The sequence below is a fragment of the Pleionea sp. CnH1-48 genome, from assembly GCF_024124665.1.
Lineage (GTDB): Bacteria > Pseudomonadota > Gammaproteobacteria > Enterobacterales > Kangiellaceae > JAMXSB01.
Genome location: NZ_JAMXSB010000013.1, coordinates 112,750 through 129,789 on the forward strand (window position 1 = coordinate 112,750; position 17,040 = coordinate 129,789).

The following is a 17,040-nucleotide window of genomic DNA, read 5'->3' on the forward strand; positions in this document are numbered from 1 at the left end:
GAATGCGTTAATACCCATGAGTTTGCAGGCAAAGAACAGGTTCTTAGAGCCCTATTGCAACACTCGTTTCATATAAAAAAAACCCCTTGTTTGGTTTGCACCAAACAAGGGGTTCTATTCTGTCATCCACTCAAGGTTCCGTAAAGAACATTCAGTGTCTGCTACATCAAAGTAATGACTTACTCTTCTGCAGCAACGTTAACAGTGATAGTAGTGTCAACGTCAGTGTGCAAGTGGATAGCAATCTCAAACTCACCAACTGTACGGATAACACCGTTCGGCATGCGAACTTCTGCTTTAGATACTTCAACGCCAGCAGCGGTGATCGCATCAGCAATGTCACGAGTACCGATAGAACCGAACAATTTACCTTCATCACCAGCGTTAGCTGTCAAAGTAATGCTCAACTCTTTCAATTTTTCTGAACGCGCTTCTGCAGCCGCTAAGCTTTCTGCAGCCGCTTTTTCTAACTCAGCGCGACGCTGTTCGAAATCAGCAACGTTAGTCGCTGTAGCCGGAACTGCTTTTCCGTGAGGAATCAAAAAGTTACGGCCGTATCCGTTTGCAACAGATACTTTATCACCCAGGTTACCCAGGTTACGGATTTTTTCCAACAGAATGACTTCCATCAGTCTTTCCTCTTAATTCAAAATTCTGACGACAGGCGACTTACTTGTGTGAATCGCTGTATGGTAATAAAGCTAAGAAACGAGCGCGTTTAACAGCTTTTGCTAACTGACGCTGGTATTTAGAACGAGTACCTGTGATACGGCTAGGTACGATTTTACCAGTTTCAGTGATGTAGCTTTTTAATGTAGCCAGATCTTTGAAATCGATTTCTGTAACGTTTTCTGCAGTGAAACGGCAGAATTTACGACGACGAAAATAACGTGCCATGTGATTAATCTCCTAAATTATTCTGCGTCTGCTTCAGCAGCAGGCTTGGCGGCTTCTTCAGCAGCAGGCTTGGCGGCTTCTTCAGCACGAGGTGCTTTAGTAGCGGCTTCGCTGTTCTCTTTTGCTAATGGAGAAGGCTCGGTTACGGCATTCTTACGACGGATAGTCAAATGACGTAAAACAGCATCGTTGAAACGGAAAATGTTTTCGATTTCTTCGATAGCAGAAAAATCACACTCAACGTTCATTAAAACGTAGTGAGCTTTGTGGACGTTTTGGATAGCGTAAGCTAATTGACGACGACCCCAGTCTTCCATTCGGTGAAGGTTTCCACCAGAGTCTTTGATGATGCCCGTGTAACGCTCGATCATGGCAGGAACCTGATCGCTCTGGTCCGGGTGAACCATGAATACGATTTCGTAATGATTCATAATTGCTCCTTTCGGTTTCCAGCCACTGCCCTTTAAATAGTGCAATAGCAAGGAGTTTAAGCAGATTGTAAATAGAACAGCATTGACATGCTGTAAAAATGAGCCGCGAATTATACGGAAAACCAGATTAAATAGCAAGCAGACACGCTACAGTATAAAAGCTAAACCTATTACGACAACAGGACTTAAGAATCAATGAGTTACAGTAACTCTTAAGCATAAATCAAAGTATATAATAGTGTTCAGTATCTTACTCAATGTCTAAACCACCTAAATACTACTGCATCACCGACTAACAACTGAATTTAAAACTCATGTAGTTCCCACGACTCGAAGTCAACACTAGGCTCTTTTAGCATTTCACGATAAATATAAGGGTGGGCATTACCCTCTAGTTCAATAGAATAGATAGATTCAATATTCAGCTCAGGGTACTTTAGGGATGCGACTTCCAAGTCCTTAGCCTTATTGTGATCATAAACAAAGTACCCTACCAGAGGGATTGCGAGGACCTTCCTCGGATCTGGTATCGAGTGTGCAACAAATCGACCTAGATAGTAGGTTTTACCTGACTCAATCTCAAAAGGCACAGAGAACTTGCCCTTTGATTTCGAAGAAGAAGCCATTCCCGGACCCGACCAATGAAAACTAACGCCAGTAAAAGAATATTTCCCCGGTTTAAGTAAGATCTTATAAACACCTATTTTGTTATGAACATCATTGTAGTCATTGACAGAACTGGAGAAGGTACTGGAGTTATATCTTGCTTTTAATATGCTTTCATTAGAATGCTCATCTTTGAAATATAAGTTATTGGCATAAAAATCATTATATCAAGGAGCTGGTTTGTATATTCCTATGGACACAATAACAGTAGCTGCTGATGGTAATTGATCTTGTACTTTGTCATTTATATACAATGACTCAAGAGTTGCGCAGCCACTCAAACAGCATAGAGCGAAAGTTATTAGTAAGCGATACATAAATACCCACCGTAACAATAATAATTGGTTAGTATAGGCTGTTGTTTTCAACTATCCACCAAGCAAATTATCTAATCCAAAAGAATAATTGCCGACAACCAACATCAGGATTCAGCTGCTTTAAACCGCCAACTTCATTTTTCTTTTGACCTTATTGCTATATTCCCTCCATCTAATAGCTCATAAACCAATAAAATGATTCATAGCAGCAAATTTTAACAATTCCAAGCCTTATATCTAAAGCTTAGCTAGTCATTCAAAAGCCAATTAGTTTGCACTCACACTTCGCAAGAGCTTTATATCTAAAGAGCTCTATGTTGCGTATCTAACCAAAGATGTCTTAAGAAGCCCTATTCAGTTAAATTTCTTTAAAATACTTATTGTATACAATATCCAATATAAAATAGTCTAAAAATCGCAAACATGATGATTCATTTGCTCACAATAGAAGCTCTCGTCGTGCGGTATCAGTGCGAGTCGATAATTCAAAATAAAAAGGAGCATTCCAATGCCATTCAATAATACTTTGGGGCCTTCTCGATTTAAGCGTAGTCTCGCGGCTGCAGCCATTAGTGCCCTACTCGGGGGAGTTAGTATTTCAACTTATGCTGCGAGCGATTCTTACGGTGAAATAGGAGGAACCGTCATCGAGCATCTCGGTGATGAGTTAACCCAGGCAACCATTATCATTCGCCACCAAACCAAGGGCTTTACTCGACAAGTTACCACCAACAGCGATGGCGAGTTTGTCCTTAAATCCCTGCCATTAGGCTCTTATACCATCACCATCAGTAAAGATGGTTACGAGAGTGTCAGCCAGGAAAATATAAAAGTATCACTCGGAAACCGAACACCACTTAACGCCACTCTCAAAACCCTTGGCACCAACACACTGGTGATATCCGGTGCAGCGGTCTCAAAGATCGATACCTCCAGTTCGCAACGGGGCATCAATCTTAGCGCCGAAGAGCTGGAGCTTCTGCCGATTGGTGAGGATCTCACATCGGTCGCATTGATGGCACCCGGCAATGCACTCGGCGATAGTGGAATCTTCAGTGGGATCAGTGGTTCCAGTGGTCGACTGGTCGCTTCTCAAGGTGGCTCTGTTGCAGAAAACGCCTACTTCCTAAATGGCACCAACATCACTGATGTTCGCTACAACGCTTTAATATCTGACTTTCCGTGGGAACTGGTTTCTGAAGTTCAGGTGATCACAGGAGGTATTCCAGCACAATATGGCCGAACCGTAGGCAGCGTTACCAATCTGGTTGCAAAATCAGGAGACAATGAGTTTCGTTATGGCATAAAAGTCGACTGGCAACCTGAAGGACTCAGCGCTCAAGCCCCAGATTTTAACTTTCTGAAAGGTGATGGAACGGGCTGGACCAATCATATTCGCAATAGTGAAAACAGCAGTGATAGAAAAGAATACAGCCTTTATGCCAGTGGCCCTCTCATCGAAGATAAAATGTTTTTCTATGTGCTCTACTCTCCCGATAAAGTGGATTCAGAGTGGGCGGCAGCAGGTGAACCAGAAGTAAGAAAAACTTTTCGAGAACGAAAAACTGACCGTGCTTTTGTCAATCTTGATTGGGAAGTGACCGACGGACACTCCATCACTTTTATGATGATGGATTCAGCTCAAGATGTTACTGACAATCAATTTTTCTGGCATGTTGCCAATGGGCTAGGTGACCCCGTTAATAGCGATCCTAATATTGATAATACATTTACCTACGACACGCGTATTTCGACCATTAATTACAGTGGCTACCTCACCGATAGACTCTCTGTATCCAGCACCTACGGAAAACTGAGTTTCGATAGTGACCTGCGCACAGGAACACCCGACCTCGCACCTTTATCGAATTGCACAACAGGAACCTGTATTCCCATTGGTAACTGGGTTGGTAGTTATGACTCAGTAAACAGCGATGAGCGCGAAGAGTTTCGTATTGATTTTGAATTAGAACTTGATGATCACACCATTAGCTTTGGTTACACCGAAGAAGAATCTAACTCTAAAACATTAGGCGCCTACCACGGTCCTAATCGTCGACTGGAACAGATCTGGCACACCACCGCAGGCGGAACACGTTGGAGTGACTCAGGCGTTGATATTGTATTGCCTCCCAACAGTGACTATCGCTGGACTCGAGAGTTTACTAAAGACGTCAATGTAGATTCCGGCAGTTCTGCATTTTATATCGAAGACAGCTGGCAGGCGACCGACGCATTGGTGGTCACTTTTGGTATTCGCAACGAACACTTCTGGAACAAAACCAACGATGGTGACAAGTGGATCGACTTAAAAGATCAAATAGCTCCTCGATTACAACTCAACTATGATCTAGCTGGTGATGGTAGTCAAAAGGTTTACTTTAACTGGGGACGCTATTATCAACCCGTTGCACAAAGAGTTAGCGAACGATTTACCGCCCCAGAAATCGATGTACGTACCTATGCATTGGTGGATAGTTACAACGCTGATGGTACGCCCAATGTCGGTCCAATTCTTGGTACGCAAACTGTCGGCAATGGTGAAGTACGTCCAGGCCAGATTTATGCGGCCGATAACCTAAAACCTATGTACCTTGATTCATTCTCGCTCGGTTATGAATTTACAACAGAGAATAACTGGCTGTTGGGAGTGCGTTATACCCATCGAGATCTCAAACGCTCCATCGAAGATTCAGCCATCGACACAGGCGTACTTGCCTGGTGCGCAGATACAGGCCGAGACTGCACAGGGTTTGAAGCCGTTGCTGGACAAGTATGGAATGGAGGACAAGCTCGCGTCTGGAATCCCGGGAGCGACCTTTCGATCTGGGAAGATTTTGATGGCGATGGCACACTTGAACTCGAAACCATTCCATCCTCTTATCTTGGTTATCCAAAAGCAGAACGAACGTATCAAGCATTAGAGTTTACTTTTGACGGGCAAGTCAGCGAAAACTTTAATCTCTCAGGCTCTTATACCTATAGCAAAAGTGAAGGCAATATCGAAGGTCTGGTACGTTCTGATAACGATCAACGAGATCCGGGATGGACGCGTGCCTTTGATGAACCACAAATCACTGACTTTGGTTTTGGCCGCCTACCGAATGATCGCCCTCACTCCTTTAAGCTATGGGGCTTGTATCAACTCGATGATCAGTGGAGTACCAGTTTTAACTATCAGGCATTCTCCGGTCGTCCTATTAATCACTTTGGCTACCATCCAGAGCTAAGAAGCTGGGGAGCAGAGTACAACTATCGCGACGAAGTTCCAGTACCAAGAGGCACTGCAGGGCGCACACCTTTCCAACAAAACTTAAGTGTGAACCTGAATTATCTTGCGCAGTTATTTGAAGGCGACCTCAACATAACAATCACCGTATTTAATCCGTTCAACTGGAGCAAAGTGACTCAGGTAGAGGAAGTCGGAGAACTCTCTGCTCGACAAGATCTGGATAACGACGGTGTCTACGAGACGCCAGCAGAACGTAACTATTTGTGGGGCACACCAACAGGTTGGCAAGCTCCTCGCTACGTTGAGTTATCAGTCCGTTACGAGTTTTAACATTCCCTACAGCGCGAGGGGTACGCCGCCCCTCGGCTATCTGTCTTGGGCAATTGAGTTGTATTGCCGTTTGGTTTTATTTTTCTGGAGCCGATGGCTCCAGTTTTTTAAGCTTCGATCGATACTAAAAACAGAATCTATCCATAATCAAAACGGATACATCCGTTAATAAGTATCTTCAAAGCATGCTTCCAATGCATCCAGTGACGACATAGTAGCAATCACATTAGCCAGGTTAGATTGATGGAATCCATAATCATTTAACTTGTTATAATTATTTTCATCATTGGCCGCCGCGAGTTGTCGTTCCAACTCAGTTCTCACTTCAGAAATATTATTAACATTTACCCCTATCTTTAACAATTGTACCGGCGTGTAAGCTCCGTAATGACAGCCAGATTTTATTTTGTTGCAATAGTAGTTTGTACTATGAGCAAGCTGGCTTTGTGGTTGGTTATCAAAGTATGCAGGCAAAGAGCTCGCATCATTCTTTTGTAAAACCAAGCTATTCATCTCGTCACTGTTAACGTTATAATGATTTGCAGCACTCGCCCAGGAATCAATTTGAGATGCCTGATTTCTAATATCGCCCTGAAGCTGCTCTAGCTTTTTCCAGCCTTGACGAATGAGCACTTCCGCTTCTTTTTTATGTGGGTCTATTTTCTTATCGTAACGCCCCTCAATATTAGCAATTTCAGCACTGAACTGTGTTGTTCTGTTTTTAAGATAATCAAGCCTATCTTCTAAATGTTCTTTTTTATTTACCAAAGCCTCTTTTTGAGGCTCACTATCCTTTAATTCTTTGTGACGAATAGAAGCATCTTCATACTTGTTTTTAGCATCCAGATAGTTTTGATAAAGTTCGGCCTGACTTGCATCCAAATGTCTATAGAAGTTTTTAGATGTTAACTTACTTGACACGGACAAGGGTATTTTTTGACCTACCTTTTTTGAGAGCATATCCAGACGCTTTTTATAAAAGGTTTCATCAGTTTTAGCTTTTTCTAGTGGACGCTCATGTTGGGTATAGATTTTTTTTTCAATTGCATCGATCTTATTCTGAGTCGCCTCTATAGAAGCTGTGCGCTTATTCAACACGGCATCGATTTCAGACTGCATCGACTGACTAAGTTGCCCCATCTGATTCAGATGGTTATCAATCTTAGCATTTTTCCTCTGGATTTCAGCCGCCGATGGGTACCCCATTTTGTGGGACACAGCAAAGTACTCTGTCGTGCTTTGTTCAAATTTTTGAGACATAGATTCAGAAAACTTCGAAACCTCTTGCTCGAATAGCGCTTTCTGCTCATTAAATGTTGGCTTATGCGATAGCATAGACGCATTTTCAATTTTAGTTTGAGCAAAGTTGGTTGGCACAGTGTTACTTTGTTCGGCCATAGTCATGGTCATAGAAGAAACAATACCAGGCTCTTGAACGATACGAGGAATCTGCTTTGCAATAAACCAGGTAGCTTCATTATCACCGTTAGCTTCATTAAGCCCACGAGCTACATTGCCAGCTAACTGGTGCTCTTGATAATCGGGTTGTTTTAACGATTGAGACAGCGCAGCCTTTGTAAACCCATAAGTTTGATAACGATCAGCTAATGAATCTGCCAAAAGATTAGCATTCCTAGTTGTATCAAATACTCCAATTTCATCTAAAACCTGATGAAAGTCAGAGAAGTCTCCGTTTGATACAATATGCATTATTTTTTCATCAATCTTCTGAATCAAATCATCGCCTTTTCCAACTCGTTGAATATGAGCTTTCAGCTCAAGTAATACATTTTTTTGACTGCCACACACTCTCAATGCAGCTAATGTTGCTTTTTGCGGTGATAGTTCTACATGAACTTTAGCATGAGCGACGTTAGCAGGCACATTCGAAATCACATCATTACCGCTTATTCCAACAATGCCACCATTGCGTACATTATGAAGACAAACATCGGTATTATCGTATCGAATGATTTGATCTCCAGTGTAACCATAAGCATTTTTATTGTTGCTTGGCGTAAAATCGGGCCTGTCTCGGTAGGAAGAATAAATGGAATAACACGGTCCCAGAGAAATATCTTGTGAGCTACTCCAAAATAACTGATTTTCTAAACGATCACAGAAGTTTGTTATCCTGGCTTGACAATGCTCACAGGGTCCATAATTTGAAGCGAACTCAATAGACACTTGATCGCCATCTTGTACATCGCCATTGTTAACCCAGTTTTGAACGTTGCGATAGGCTTCATTTAATGAAGCTACCTCAGCATCTCTCTTTGTTGAGTTGGGGTGACCTACACCAGAGTAAACATTTCTATATTCATCATAATCATCATGAGTTTGACTGACAAAGGGCTGACCACTAGAGTCGGTAGCATAAAAAGTGTGAACTTCTTGGCCATTTCGAATAATAGCGATACGGATTTTCGAGAGAGCAGCACCATTATTACCCTCATTTAAAGTGGATGAAAATGAATGACTTCGAGTTAATCTAGGTATCGACTCTTTTAACGTTGCCGACGTTTTTCCAGAGTTTATAGCATCAACAGGTCGATTCATTCTAACGTTGGCCTGACTGACATCGACCTGTCGAATGCTATTGTTTAAGTTGTTAGCAACAGGAGTAATTACTTTCTGCGTTGGATTATGATTAATAACTTTCAGTGAAGTATTTAAGGTATTCTGGCTGGCTGCTGTGCCAAGCGAGTTATTTAAGATTGGTGTTTGCATAATGTTAGTCCTTAAAAATCGTCGTTATAGTTACACGCTAAAAGTTAACTCGTTTGTATTCTCATGCACCTTGTCACAAGAAGAGTTTTTAGCATCATCATCAAGTTCGTTCGACCAAATAACGCAAATATCTGCCAGCGCTTGATAGATAGAAAACACATCACTCGCTGAAATACCGTCAACACCTCTCTGGAAGCTTGCGGTTAACCGATTTGAATGCTCACATATACCAAGAGTGATTCCGCCTGTTGAGTTAAAGCCTGTGTTAGCCACTAGTAAGCGAGCGTATACCGACTCATTGTTTTCCTTAGATAACTCCATCCCATAACATACAAACAAGACGGTATCAGAGTCCTCAAAATAGATTTGATTGACTTCCACTTTCTCATCAAATACAAAACCAACACCATGATTGTCATCTAGAGAGTATTCTTCAAACCCTAAAGATTTCATCACTTCATCCATTACCTTTTGATAGCTCGCTAAATTTGTCATTTCACTTTCCTCGTATTAACTCAACTTTCTTGTTGTTTTCGTAACGACGATTTAAATTAAGTTTTCAGGAAAAGTTTCAACCTTCATCATGAAAGATAAAAAGATGCCAGAGGAACTAGAAAGAAAAACACAGAAGAGACACCCAGCCAAATCCACAAGCAACTGATTTAAAAGGGCTTTCAAGATCTTAAAACTAGCTTTATTTCAAGGTAAAAAGTTAAATTTTAGCTGTAAATTAACTCTATTACATTCCATTACACACCCTAAAACCTCTCGGACAGCTTACCTTATTTTTCGATGTAATAAAATGTAATGGACAAATCAATCTTTATGATTCAAAGCGGATAAAAAAACCGGCAATAAGCCGGTTTTTTTGTGGGTATCTATTAAAAAGTAGATATTGCAGGAATAATTTTTTAATAACAAAGAAAGCTCAACTATGCAGAATCTTTTTGTCGAACAATTTCAAACAAGCACACACCTGTCGCTACAGAAACATTCAAGCTACTGACACTGCCTTTCATGGGGATCTTGATCAACTCATCACAATTCTCTCGCGTTAAGCGTCGCATCCCTTTGTCTTCGGCCCCCATGATTAATGCCATTGGTCCCGTAAACTTTGCCTCAAAGGTATTTTGTTCGGCTTCACCAGCGGTACCAATAATCCAGACACCTAAATCCTGTAACTGCTTTAAACAACGAACCAAATTAGTGACAGCAAAAAATGGAACGGTTTCGGCGGCACCACAGGCGACCTTTCTTACCGTTGCATTTAGTCCCACCGACTTATCTTTTGGAACCACAACACCATGAATGCCTGCTGCATCAGCGGTTCGTAAACAAGCCCCCAGATTATGTGGATCAGTAACACCATCCAGAATCAACAAGAAGGTTTTTTCTTGGAGCTTTTCTACCAGTTCATACAAACTGTTTTCTGACTGAACCGTTGCACCACCAGCCACATCAGCAATAACACCCTGGTGAACATCCTCAGGCAGCATCTTATCTAGCTTCTCTTTAGCCCAGCGTACCACAGGTATCTGATGCTTTTTAGCCAACTGCATAACATTTTGGCTACGCTGATCCTGACGATTTGCCTGCATATAAATCTTTACAACTTGATCGCTGCTTTTCTTTAACAATAATTCAACAGCGTGTATGCCGCAGACTTGTTTCTCACTCATTATTTACGCCTATTCTTTCTCGTCTTTTTAGGTGCCGCTTTCGGTTTTGACTTAACCGCACCTTTAGATTTCTTCCCAGTCGATTTTTTTGTCGAAGATTTTCGACCTTTTACAGAGCTTTTCTTCTTTGGATCTTTCTTGCCTTTTTTACCAGCAGCCCCCAAGCCATAAAGCTTATCTCTCTCACTACGACCACTCGACTTCTCTTTGCGTTCAGTCAATCGTCGAACCAGTTCAAAGTCTATTTTTCGGTCTTCCAGATCAACGCTGGCTACTTGCACTAACAACTTATCACCTAAACGGAAACTCGAGCCAGAACGCTCACCAACCAAACGCTGCCTGCCAGCATCAAAATGGAAGTAGTCTCGCCCAAGAGAAGTAATATGAATCAAGCCTTCGATATAAAACTCTTGCAAGCGCACAAAAAGGCCAAAGTTGGTTACAGCAACCACCTCTCCTTCGTACTCCTGACCAACTCGGCTGGTCATAAACTCGCACTTCAGCCAATCAAGGACATCACGAGTCGCCATGTCCGCATTGCGTTCCATTGCAGAGCAAGACTCACCTAACTGAGTTAGTTGTTCATGACTATAAGGTAAGGCGCCGCGGTAGACTTGCTTGGTTTGTTTGGTTGCTCTTTCGTCTTTTAGTAACTCACTTTTGATCACTCGATGAATAATGAGATCAGGATAACGACGAATAGGCGAAGTGAAGTGGGTATAGGCATTAAATGCCAAACCAAAGTGCCCCTCATTGTCTGGGCTGTAAACCGCCTGACTCATAGAACGCAGCAACATGGTTTGCACCTGTTCAAAGTCAGGTCGTCCTACGACACCTTTTAACAGTTCAGAATAATCTTTAGGTGTCGGCTTGTGGCCGCCAAACATAAACAGTCCCAGCTCACCCAGATAAGAACGTAAGTCCTCCAGCTTCTTTTCTGTGGGGCCTTCATGAATGCGGTACATTCCGGGAATTTTCTTCTTGATAAAGAAGCGAGCGGCGGCAACGTTGGCACAAATCATACACTCTTCAATAATACGATGGGCATCATTGCGTTCTACGGGTACCACTTTATCAATCTTACGGCCTTCATTAAATACAATCTGAGTTTCGGTGGTTTCAAACTCAATAGCGCCGCGTTGTTTTCTTACTTTTAATCGAGATTGATAGAGCGCATACAACTCCTGGATATGCGGTAGCAGCTCAGCATATTCTTCTCTAAGCGCTTCATCACCTTGCAGCATGTCCCAAACTTTGGTGTAAGTTAAACGAGCCTTTGAGTGCATCACCGCAGGATAAAATTTATAACCGCTGATTTTACCTTTGGCACTCACCGTTATCTCAGAGACCATGCACAAGCGATCAACATGAGGGTTCAGAGAACATAAGCCGTTTGAGATCTGCTCAGGCAACATAGGCACTACGTATTCGGGAAAGTATACCGATGTTCCTCGCTGTACCGCCTCTTTATCTAATGCACTTTCTGGTGTGACGTAATGAGAAACATCAGCGATAGCTACCCACAGCCGCCAACCACCGCTGTCTTTCCATTCACAATAAACAGCGTCATCAAAGTCTCGAGCATCTTCTCCATCGATGGTTACAAAAGGTAAATCGCGTAAATCCCTACGGCCTGCCTTATCTGCTTCTGTCACTTCGGGCGCTAATGATTGCAACTCATTCATCACAGCATCAGGCCATTCTCTACGAATGCCGTAGTTGTGAATGGCTACATCGATTTCCATGCCTGGCGCCAGATAATCGCCCAACACTTGAACAACTGCACCAACTGGTTGAGACTTTTCCTGTGGTCGATGAACCACTCGCGCGACAACGACCTGCCCAGGTTCAGCACCGGCCTGCTGGCCTTCTGGTATCAAAATGTCATGGGTAAATCGATTATCGTTGGGTGTAACAAACCCAATACCGCTCTCAAAGTAGTAGCGTCCGACCATCTGCACAGCATTGTCTTCATCTTCTAATACTTCAACGATTTTGGCTTCGGTGCGACCTTTGTGGTCGATGCCTTTGCAACGTACCACCACACGCTCTCCATGAAATACTTTGCGCATTTCACGAGGGCTTAAGTACCAATCATCACCGCCATCATCAGACACAAAAAAGCCGAAACCATCACGATGGCCTTCTACTCGTCCGGTACATAAATCCAGTTTACTGACGGGACCATAACCGTCTTTGCGGTTGCGTATTATTTGACCATCACGTTCCATCGCTTTTAAGCGTCGGCTTAAAGCGACGTGATCATCTGAGTTTTCGGTATCCAGCCCCAATCCAGAGAAAATCTCATTAAAACGAGCGGGACCATCATGAGATTCGAGAAATTCAAGAATAAACTCGCGGCTGGGAATAGGGTTTTCATATTTTTTCGCTTCTCTTTCCCTAAAAGGGTCGCGAATTTTATTTTTTGGCATCAAAGCTTCCAGTTTTCATCAATAAAACAATTTTACCTAATATACGTCCAAAACAGAATTGACAATTACTATTCCTCGCAGTATAGTTCGCCGCGCGTTAAATTGCGCGTATGCCCAGGTGGTGAAATTGGTAGACACGCCAGCTTCAGGTGCTGGTGACCTTCTGGTCGTGGCGGTTCGAGTCCGCCCCTGGGCACCATCCATTCCTTGTATACATCCTTTATTTTCAATAAGTTACAGAAAATCTCTGCAAAAAGCGAATAAACTTAATCAGTACTAGCAAACATAGTCACTTCAGCCTAAATAAGAACAGTATTCTTTTTAATGGTTGCACTTTTATAACTAAGAGCAAAAACGAACTCTCATAAAGCTCAAAAAGTAGACAAGCTTAAAATATTCTATTATTATGCGCCTCGATTTTTGGGCTAACCGACGGATTGGTTACTTGTTAAAGGTGAAGAACCTCTTTTCTGTTCTTCAATTTTAAAAAGCACGGACTTCCATACACTAAACAACGACTCATTAAATTATATTTTTGGAGAAAACTGATCATGAAGTTTTTATCAGCTACCATTGCCTGTTTATTTATTCTTTTAACAACAGGGTGCGCAACAGTACCTCAAGCAAAAGTGACCTTAAATAACACTTTCTTCCAACAAACGGATAAAGTCGTTGGCCTTTATGTATCAAACTTACCTAAAAACCCAGACACCCATCTATATGGAGCTTCTTGCTTGCTATGTTATGCAGTTGCTTCCACCGCTAACTCAAGTTTAACAAAACATATTAAAACTGTTAGCACTGATGACTTAGCAATCCTAGAAAAGGAGCTGACTCAATCATTAAAAAATGAAGGTATCAACGTTAAAGTAATCAAAGATAAATTAAATATTGATGAGTTAAAAAAGTTCAGTAATAAAGATGGCTTTCATGCGCGTAAGGACTATCGTTCGCTCAAAGAAAAGCTCAATGTAGATAAATTAATTGTAATAAACTTCAAAAATGTTGGTGTTTTTCGAAGCTATAGCGCATACGTACCAACAAGCGATCCCATGGGCTTTGTATCTGGAGAACTATATTCTGTAGATTTGGTAACAAATCGCTACGACTTGTACGAACCTATTAATATTAAAGTTGCAGTAAAGGGAAGCTGGGATGAAGCACCTAACTTTCCAGGCGTAACAACAGCTTTTTTTGAAGCATTAGAACTATCCAAAAGCAACATCATGCATATCTTTAAAGCAAACCAGGGTAGCTAACGCTTCCCTGGCCTTTCATAGGACTCACATGATGAAACTCATAGCAATTATTCTTGCATCAACACTACTACTAGCTTGTACTTCTACTCCCAAAACAAAAGACTACACTAAGTTTCAACGAAATACTGATAGTCTACCACTAGAAAACGCACATTTAACAATCATACTAAAAGCAGAGCAGCTAGTAGACTTCAATGGCGTGTATAGCTCAGACAGAAGTGTTAGCCAAGCAGGCATGATGTATTCAGGTAGTGCGGGTGGTGCAGGCTTTCTAGCTCAGATATTAACTCATGCAGCAGTTACTTCAAGTAGCCAGCAAAGCAAGTTAAATGAAAATCAAAAAAAGGCGAACAAAGTATTAGCCCCATTTAAGGAAGAGTTGAACTCTTTTAGACAATCTGAGCTAGTGCATAAAAATCCGAACTATCAATTTAGTCAAACAAAAGAAAGTGGTATTAACGTAGAAACAACCCCTATGTTTTACCTTTCACAAGATATGAAGAATATTGTGCTAAAGCTGCTAGTCTCAGTAACATCAGAGAAACAAAAGAAACCGATATATCAAAATCTGGTCGAATACGTATCGAAAGATGTAACCGACAAAAACAAGGTAGATTACTGGAGTAAAAACTCTTCTCAAAACTTAAAGACGACTAGCAAAGAGCTTTATCAGGCATCTTTGCAGTTGGCGATAAAAGACATAAAGAATGAGCTAAGCTCGAAATCAAGCCAAACTAAAACTTATCGTTATTATACAGGTGAAGCACTAAAAATAGAACGAGGAGCTCTAGTTCAAAGCAACTGCAAACGAACAACAGTAAGAAACTTGCGAGGTTGGTTAATTTCTTTTCCTGTCGAAGAAAACAATCAAGACGTCACTATATGTGACTCTCAACCGGGGTAAATAAGACCACTTGAACGGTCTTAAATCAAAATATTTAAGACCGTATTTCAACACCATTACTCTCCAAATGATTCCTAATACCAGTCCAGAATATAAACTAACGCACGGCTCCTTGACCAATCACTTCTTTAATACGGGCTCTCCCTCCTTTATCAACCATCAAAACCGCAATGCCGCCATCGCGCAGATCTTTCTCAAGCGCTAGAGCCTCTTCTTTGGGTGCAAAAAAAGCATCAATGCCGTAGTTTACTTTGTAGCGATTTTCATAGTAGCCATGCCGAACAACACGGCCTCGCAAAAACACACCATCTTTGGGTAACTCAAGAGTTGCACCGTCGAAGTGGTATAAGTTATCGTTTCCTTGCTTCAAGGTGACGTAAACCACTTCTCCATTTCTTAGCTTTTCTTCATTTTCAAAGTACTTGGCATCAATGCGATCAAAATCATAGCGCAAACGTGCGTAATTTCCTCGAAACAACGAGCGGGGATCAACAGGAATGGTTTTTACTTTTACTTCTGTGCCCGTCCACAAAGGCATTGCTGCTTTTACGTACATTCCAGTTAGAACAAAAAACTGAAAAGCGACAACACCAACTAAACCCAATAAGACTTTATTCTTCATCTGGCTAACTCCTTAGTTTGGAATTTCTTCCAGAACTTTGCCGCAACAAACAATAGTACGGCAAAAACAGAAAACAACACAGCGCCACCAACATAGTCACCAATCAGATCGAAATAACGCATAAGGGCTGTCATTAAAATAGTGGCTACGCCTAAAAAGAAATAGTGTGAGATTCCCTCATGAAGGCCTTTAAAGATTAACCATACACTTGAAGCAATCAATGTCAGGTTATACACAACTTGAAAGTACACTGCAGCGGATTTATCAACAGATGCCAAAAGCATCAGTAGCGTAATCCAATAGAAAGGTACGATAATGACGATGGGCATTAACTTTTTCGCTGCATAGGATAAATAAAGTGCGGCTCCAGAAAAGATAAGCGAGATTAGAACCATGGTCGTTTGATGCTCCCAATCAGCTCTTATCAGTTCCTTCCAAGTTTGTTCATAGCTCATCACCAGCATGAAAACAGCACCAAAGCGCAGACTCCACACCGCTAAGATAGCGCCATAATCTTTTGCTTTAACGGATTCTTTTTTGCCTAACCAATGGCTGAATGCATACAGTAGAATAAACAAGCCAACACTCACGACAACATGCTCGGCTTCAAATCGAAAGTAGCGACTATCCCGCCATAACTCGCTAAGAGAGTACTCGAACCAGAGTCCAATACTCGCCGCCGTTGTTAATAGTAATAAAATGCTTCGCTTGCCTGTTGTCAGTACATATAAAGCACCAGCAATAAAGATAGGGAACAGTGCAGGATAAAAACCCATATCAGACTCAACAAAAAACCAAATACAGGCCAACACCAGTGATTGCAGCGTAACCCATGGACTTTTTATCAAGACTCCAAAAGGTAAACATCCCAACGCCCACCAGAATATCCCATCAGGCATGTGCTCTCCCAGATGATAAATCTGAGCGATAAGAATAATCGAAGCCCCATAAAATAAGTTGCCCAGCATAAAGACACCGGCAGCCCCTGTTTGTTCGCCTTGAAGGTATTTTTTCACCCCGAAGGCCTGTGTTGCTAGTGTCAGAGCAACGAGACCTCCCATACGAACGGCACGAGGGATATCATCCCAGTTGGCACCGAGAATCGTAATAACGGCTAAACCAATAAATAGATAAGCCAGGCCGACCAATAGGTTATAACCAAAGGATTTGTTTTTGGCTTGATGATAGTCTGCGTCATAACGCTGGCAGATGCGTTCGGCCTGAGCTTCGGTAATGATGGACTCATCCACCCACTCTGCAGCTTCACGCGCAATATCATTTTTCAATAATCGAATTAATCGCATTTTGATGCCTTTCAAATATGCCCCTACCAATCACCTTTTTGCTCTTTTCGTTAGAGTTACAAGGTCCAGGGATCACTCTCTTAAAACAATCTGAGTCTATTTTTCGAATCACTAAAGTGCAGAGGCTAACGTTATCTGAGTGCCAATCAATGAAAACCAGACAAGTATCTTCATACGCATCTAACAGTAACATATACTGCTACCGGGCAGCTCTCTGGCCTATTACAGCAGCACCAA

Annotated in this window: 13 protein-coding genes and 1 tRNA gene; 4 read left to right on the forward strand and 10 right to left on the reverse strand. The window is 41.9% G+C overall.

Translation table 11 applies throughout. The features are described 5' to 3' along the window. Nucleotides 1-179: 179 nt before the first annotated feature. The 4 genes from rplI to NH399_RS19395 all read right to left on the reverse strand — a co-directional run bounded on the left by rplI (nt 180) and on the right by NH399_RS19395 (nt 1,954). The gene (gene rplI / locus NH399_RS19380; RefSeq protein WP_253042843.1) at nt 180-629 is read right to left on the reverse strand and encodes a 50S ribosomal protein L9; all 450 of its coding nucleotides are present in this window, start codon (nt 627-629) and stop codon (nt 180-182) included. Nucleotides 630-669: 40 nt separating this feature from the next. Beyond that, entirely contained in the window at nt 670-897 is a 228-nt protein-coding gene (gene rpsR, locus NH399_RS19385) for a 30S ribosomal protein S18 (RefSeq protein ID WP_253042844.1), read from the reverse strand. Nucleotides 898-914: 17 nt separating this feature from the next. Continuing rightward, a complete protein-coding gene (rpsF, locus tag NH399_RS19390; protein WP_253042845.1) occupies nt 915-1,328 on the reverse strand; it encodes a 30S ribosomal protein S6 in 414 nt (137 codons plus the stop codon). 305 nt (nt 1,329-1,633) lie between these two features. Beyond that, the gene (locus NH399_RS19395) at nt 1,634-1,954 is read right to left on the reverse strand and encodes a hypothetical protein (protein WP_253042846.1); all 321 of its coding nucleotides are present in this window, start codon (nt 1,952-1,954) and stop codon (nt 1,634-1,636) included. A gap of 865 nt (nt 1,955-2,819) precedes the next feature. Between NH399_RS19395 and NH399_RS19400 the strand changes: the two genes are divergently transcribed. Then, entirely contained in the window at nt 2,820-5,873 is a 3,054-nt protein-coding gene (locus tag NH399_RS19400) for a TonB-dependent receptor (RefSeq protein WP_253042847.1), read from the forward strand. Between the two features lie 165 nt (nt 5,874-6,038). On the opposite strand, the gene NH399_RS19405 is transcribed toward NH399_RS19400, so the two are convergent. The 4 genes from NH399_RS19405 to rnr all read right to left on the reverse strand — a co-directional run bounded on the left by NH399_RS19405 (nt 6,039) and on the right by rnr (nt 12,714). Beyond that, on the reverse strand, nt 6,039-8,603 hold the full coding sequence (locus NH399_RS19405) for a hypothetical protein (RefSeq protein WP_253042848.1): 2,565 nt from the start codon (nt 8,601-8,603) through the stop codon (nt 6,039-6,041). A 30-nt stretch (nt 8,604-8,633) separates the two neighbouring features. After that, nucleotides 8,634-9,098, reverse strand: coding sequence for a CesT family type III secretion system chaperone (locus tag NH399_RS19410; RefSeq protein WP_253042849.1), 465 nt, complete (start codon nt 9,096-9,098; stop codon nt 8,634-8,636). 437 nt (nt 9,099-9,535) lie between these two features. Next, entirely contained in the window at nt 9,536-10,282 is a 747-nt protein-coding gene (gene rlmB / locus NH399_RS19415; RefSeq protein WP_253042850.1) for a 23S rRNA (guanosine(2251)-2'-O)-methyltransferase RlmB, read from the reverse strand. Continuing rightward, nucleotides 10,282-12,714, reverse strand: a complete 2,433-nt coding sequence (gene rnr, locus NH399_RS19420) for a ribonuclease R (protein ID WP_253042851.1) — start codon at nt 12,712-12,714, stop codon at nt 10,282-10,284. The genes rlmB and rnr overlap by 1 nt, the downstream gene beginning before the upstream one ends. A gap of 112 nt (nt 12,715-12,826) precedes the next feature. Between rnr and NH399_RS19425 the strand changes: the two genes are divergently transcribed. The 3 genes from NH399_RS19425 to NH399_RS19435 all read left to right on the forward strand — a co-directional run bounded on the left by NH399_RS19425 (nt 12,827) and on the right by NH399_RS19435 (nt 14,877). Next, nucleotides 12,827-12,913 (forward strand) — tRNA-Leu (locus NH399_RS19425). Nucleotides 12,914-13,265: 352 nt separating this feature from the next. Then, nucleotides 13,266-13,973, forward strand: a complete 708-nt coding sequence (locus NH399_RS19430; protein ID WP_253042852.1) for a hypothetical protein — start codon at nt 13,266-13,268, stop codon at nt 13,971-13,973. Nucleotides 13,974-14,001: 28 nt separating this feature from the next. Beyond that, nucleotides 14,002-14,877, forward strand: coding sequence for a hypothetical protein (locus NH399_RS19435; RefSeq protein ID WP_253042853.1), 876 nt, complete (start codon nt 14,002-14,004; stop codon nt 14,875-14,877). 97 nt (nt 14,878-14,974) lie between these two features. Here NH399_RS19435 and NH399_RS19440 read toward each other — a convergent pair whose 3' ends face one another. Both NH399_RS19440 and NH399_RS19445 read right to left on the reverse strand, forming a co-directional pair. After that, nucleotides 14,975-15,499 (reverse strand): GDYXXLXY domain-containing protein, encoded by a 525-nt coding sequence (locus tag NH399_RS19440; protein ID WP_253042854.1) that lies wholly within the window; start codon nt 15,497-15,499, stop codon nt 14,975-14,977. Then, a complete protein-coding gene (locus tag NH399_RS19445; protein ID WP_253042855.1) occupies nt 15,496-16,803 on the reverse strand; it encodes a DUF2157 domain-containing protein in 1,308 nt (435 codons plus the stop codon). Before NH399_RS19445 ends, NH399_RS19440 begins: the two co-directional genes overlap by 4 nt. Nucleotides 16,804-17,040: the final 237 nt, after the last annotated feature.